General features: G+C 59.4%; 4 protein-coding genes. All 4 read left to right on the top strand.

What is annotated here, in order from left to right:
- Positions 1 to 280: 280 nt before the first annotated feature.
- The 4 genes from IVB46_RS39450 (at position 281) to IVB46_RS39435 (ending at position 4,561) form a co-directional block, all read left to right on the top strand.
- Positions 281 to 1,621, top strand: coding sequence for an extracellular solute-binding protein (locus tag IVB46_RS39450; RefSeq protein WP_247303157.1), 1,341 nt, complete (start codon positions 281 to 283; stop codon positions 1,619 to 1,621).
- 114 nt (positions 1,622 to 1,735) lie between these two features.
- Entirely contained in the window at positions 1,736 to 2,764 is a 1,029-nt protein-coding gene (locus tag IVB46_RS39445; protein WP_247303159.1) for an ATP-binding cassette domain-containing protein, read from the top strand.
- A complete protein-coding gene (locus tag IVB46_RS39440; RefSeq protein ID WP_247303161.1) occupies positions 2,761 to 3,705 on the top strand; it encodes a sugar ABC transporter permease in 945 nt (314 codons plus the stop codon). The genes IVB46_RS39445 and IVB46_RS39440 overlap by 4 nt, the downstream gene beginning before the upstream one ends.
- A gap of 1 nt (position 3,706) precedes the next feature.
- Entirely contained in the window at positions 3,707 to 4,561 is an 855-nt protein-coding gene (locus tag IVB46_RS39435) for a carbohydrate ABC transporter permease (RefSeq protein ID WP_247303162.1), read from the top strand.
- Positions 4,562 to 4,745: the final 184 nt, after the last annotated feature.

The raw sequence follows: 4,745 nt of genomic DNA, 5'->3' as shown, positions 1-4,745 counted from the left end.
CGCTTCTGACGATATCCATCCTTTGGCAAGATTGCGACGCGGCACGGACCCGGGCGCCGGCGCGAACATCAAGCGCGCCACCACGGTCCGAGGATCATGTGCGACTAGCCGGGCCTGCAGTCCGGCAACAGAGTTCTTCTTGGATGAGAGCACCGTTGCTGCGTTGTCAACATTTCCTGCCTGTGGGATAATTATTGCCAGCTAATGTCAGCGGGAGCTCGTCTCTGCGGTTGACCGGCACATAACCTCCCGCTGAACGATCAAGCAATGGGAGGGAAAGATGTCATCCCGTGCATCTCGTCGCTACGGCCTGTCGCGCCGCGACGTCATCAAGACAGCTGTGGGTGCAGCCGCAGCCGCCGGACCATTCTTCCACGTTTCGCCGGCTCGCGCCGCCAAGACACTGAAGATACTGCAATGGAGTCACTTCGTCCCCGGCTACGACAAGTGGTTCAACAACACCTACACCAAGGAATGGGGCGCCAAGAACGGCACCGAGGTCATCGTCGACAACATCAACCTCGGCCTGATCCCTTCGCGCGCAGCCGCGGAAGTCTCGGCGCAGAAGGGCCATGACCTGGTGATGTTCCTTGCGCCGCCATCGGTCTACGAGGAACAGGTTGTGGACATGAGCGACGTCTATGCCGCATGCGAGAAGCAGCTCGGCAAGCCGATCGATCTGGCGGTCAAGAGTACCTATAATCCGAAGACCCAGAAATACTTCGCTTTCTCCGACAGCTTCGTCCCCGATCCCGTCAACTATCGATCGGATCTCTGGGGCGACATCGGCATGAAGCCAGACACCTGGGATAACGTCCGCGTCGGCGGCAAGAAGATCAAAGACAAGACCGGCATTCCGGTCGGTATCGGCCTCTCCGCCGAACTCGACACCGCGATGGCCATGCGTGCGATCATGTATTCGTTCGGCGCGCACGAGCAGGACGCCGTCGGCACTCTCGCTATCAATTCCAAAGAAACCCTCGAAGCGCTCAAATTCGTCAAAGCTCTGTTCCAGGAGACTGAGACGCCAGAGGTGTTCGCCTGGGATCCATCGTCGAACAACCGGCAGATGCTCGCTGGCAGGTCGTCCCTCGTGCTCAACGCGATTTCGATCACGCGCGCGGGCGAAAACGACAAGATGCCGATCCACGAAAAGATCGCGCTCGCCAAGCCGCCGAAAGGCCCGGTTCGGCAGATCGGTCTCGAGCACGTGATGAACTGCTATGTGACCTGGAAGTTTTCCGAAAACATCGACGGCGCAAAGACTTTCCTGGTCGATTACATCGACAACTTCAAACAGGGCTTCATGGCCAGCGAATTTTACAACTTCCCCTGCTTCTCGAACACTGTCCCCGACCTGACCCAGCTCATCGCCAAGGATTCCAAGGCGGTACCGCCGGACAAGTACGCGGTGCTTTCGGACGTGCTCGATTGGGCGACCAACGTCGGCTATCCCGGCAACTCCAATGCCGCGATCGACGAGACCTTCAATACCTGGGTGATCAACACGATGTTCGCCGAGGCCGCCGCGGGCGCGGAAACTCCGGAAGACGCTCTCAAGCGCGCCGATGCCAAGATGAAGGCGATCTGGGCGAAGTGGAAAGATCGGAAGATGATCTGATCGTCTCGCCACGCATTGCCGTTGGGGCACGGAATTCCGTGCCCCTCGGATCATGCCTGGCGCCGAAGCCGTTCCGGTGAACGGCTTCGCGGAGTGAGGCAATCGGGACTGCGCATGGCCATTGTCGAAACACGACGTATCATCAAGCTTTTCGACGAGGTTCGCGCTGTCGACGGCATTGACCTGATCGCCAGGGAAGGAGAGTTCCTGGTCCTGCTTGGTCCTTCGGGCTGCGGAAAGACGACGTTGATGCGCCTGATTGCCGGCCTTGAGCGGCCGACTTCGGGCGATATCGTGATTGACGGAAACATCGTGACCGCCCTACCGCCGCGCGCACGAAACGTCGCTATGGTGTTTCAAAGCTACGCGCTCTATCCGCACCTTACGGTCGAAAAGAACATTTCGTTTCCGCTGCGCGCAGCCGGCATGCCAAGAGAGGCGATCCGCAAGAAGGTCGCCTGGGCAGCGCAGATATTCGGTATTGGGGACTTCCTCGACCGAAAGCCACGTCAGTTGTCAGGCGGAGAGCGCCAGCGCGTCGCGCTTGCGCGGGCGGTGGTGCGTGAACCGGTGGTCTTTCTTCTCGACGAGCCTTTATCGAATCTCGATGCCAAGTTGCGCAACTCCGCGCGGGACGAACTGAAGCAGTTTCAGCGTAGCCTCGGCACCACCACCATCTACGTTACCCACGATCAGGCCGAGGCGATGGGCCTGGGGGACCGCATCGCAGTTCTTAACCAGGGTCGTGTCCACCAGATCGGCACGCCGCACGAGATCTATGGCTTGCCGGCGGACATCTTTGCCGCCACTTTCATTGGTTCGCCGCCGATGAACCTGATCGAGGACGGCGAGATCTGGATCGGATTCCGGCCGGAAGCGTTCCTGCCGAAGGAGGTTGAACCGGACGGCGACAATATCGATTTTCCGTTTCGCATCACCCGCATCGAGTATCTCGGTGCCGATCGCTTGGTCTACGGCCTGATCGATGGCCGAACGCCCGAGGCGCGCTTGATCTCGAAGATCCCGACCAACATTCGCACACATATTGACGCCGGCGGGGTCTACGACTTCACGGTGCGGCGCCAGGACATCGCCCGCTTCGAGCGCACGAGTGGCCGGCGTGTCGACGGAGGCGCGGCATGACGTCAGTGATCACACGGGCAGCCGGCGAGATCCGCGGAAGGGATTGCTTCCTGTCCCGTATTGCCGACAACGATCGCTGGCTGTTGCGGGCCATGCTTGCGCCGGCAATCCTCTACATCGGCCTTCTGGTCGGCTTTCCCTTCTTGCTCTCGCTCTACTACAGCGTGTCGAGCGCAACGGTCGCCAGCCACGACGTTCACTTTGTCGGGCTGGAAAATTTCCTACGCATAATGGACAGCGGCACATTCTGGCTTTCGTTGCAGAATACGATTGTCATCACGGTCGTTTCCCAGTTTATCGTCCTCGTGTGCGCCAACATTCTGGCGACGGCGCTTGTTGTTGATTTCCGAGGCAGATGGTTGGTTCGGCTGTTGATCCTGCTGCCGTGGGTGGCGCCGATCTCGCTCGGCAGCATCGGTTGGCTATGGATCTTCGATTCGATCTACAGCGTCGTCAACTGGACGGCCCGCGCGGCCGGCCTGCTCGGGCCCAACGAATGGCCGATCTGGCTTGGCCAGCCAACTCTGGCAAGGGCATCGATCATCATCGTCAACGTATGGCGCATCCTGCCGCTGGCGACCGTCATCGTCCTCGCCGGGCTATCGTCGATCCCGCAGGATATCCATGACGCGGCGGAGGTTGATGGTGCCGGGTTCTGGCGTCACCATTTCCAGATCACGATGCCGCTGATCGTGCCGATCACCCTGGTGGCGTTGTTGTTCGGCATCATCTTCACGTTCACCGACATGATTGTGGTATTCGTTCTGACGCGCGGCGGTCCCTACGACACCACACAGGTTATCGCTAGCTGGGCCTATTTTACCGGAATTCAGGGGGGGGACCTCGCGGGAGGAGCCGCCATCTCTCTCTTCCTCTTCCCCGTCCTGGCCGGCGTTGCAATCCTGTTCCTGTGGTTAGCGCGGCGCACCGAGGTGACGTGACATGACCCCTGAATTTGCCCGCGCGCGAAATGTTGCCGGCACGGCCGTTCACACCGCCGTCCTCGTGTTCTTCGTGACGTTCCTCGCCTTTCCGTTTTACTGGATGGTGATCACCGCTTTCAAAGCCAACCAGGATTTGTACAACACCGAAAACAATCCTTTCGTCTTCAACAGCCCGCCGACGCTGCGACATCTTTCGGTGCTGTTCGAGGACACCCAATACCTGCAATGGTTATTAAATACCGGCTTCGTCGGAGTGGCCGTCGTGATCATCACGCTCGTGCTCGCGGTCCCGGCAGGCTACGCGCTCGCTCGCATGGCCGGCGCATGGGCGCAAACTCTGGGCGTCACGATATTCCTTACTTATCTGGTACCGCCGACGATCCTGTTCATCCCGTTCTCGCGCATCATCGCGATAGTGGGATTGCAGGATTCGGTGTGGTCGCTCATTCTCGTCTATCCGAGCTTCACCGTGCCGTTCTGTACCTGGCTTCTGATGGGCTTCTTCAAGGCGATCCCGCGCGATCTCGAGGACGCAGCCATGATCGACGGGCTGAGCCGCTTCGGCGCATTCATCAAGGTGGTGATGCCGATTTCGGTGGCCGGGATACTGACGGCGGTCATTTTCGCCTTCACTCTGGTGACGCAGGAATTTGTCTATGGCGTCACGTTTATCACCGCGTCGTCGAGCTATACGGTGAGCGTCGGAGTGCCGACCTTTCTTGTGCGGGGCGACGTCTATTTCTGGGGCTCGATGATGGCAGCCTGCCTGATCGCGAGCGTGCCAATTGCCGTCATCTACAATTTCTTCGTCGCTCGTTTCGTAGCTGGCTTCACCATGGGCGCGATCAAGTAACGCGCGAAACCAAATATGCTCTTCGCCATAGATACCATGTCAGCTCATGGCAGATCGTGTTGCAAAAGTCCCGGTATGCCGGGCAGTGTTGCGGCTGCTCGCCGGCAGGGCGCGGCGTCGGTCAACGAACGCGTTGTGATCGATGGCAATTGGGTATTCGCCGTAGGCGCCACGCGTGTGCACT

The sequence above is a fragment of the Bradyrhizobium sp. 61 genome, from assembly GCF_023073075.1.
Taxonomy (GTDB): domain Bacteria; phylum Pseudomonadota; class Alphaproteobacteria; order Rhizobiales; family Xanthobacteraceae; genus Bradyrhizobium; species Bradyrhizobium barranii.
The sequence above is the reverse complement of the archived record's forward strand: the minus strand, read 5'-3'. Positions and strand labels throughout refer to the sequence as shown.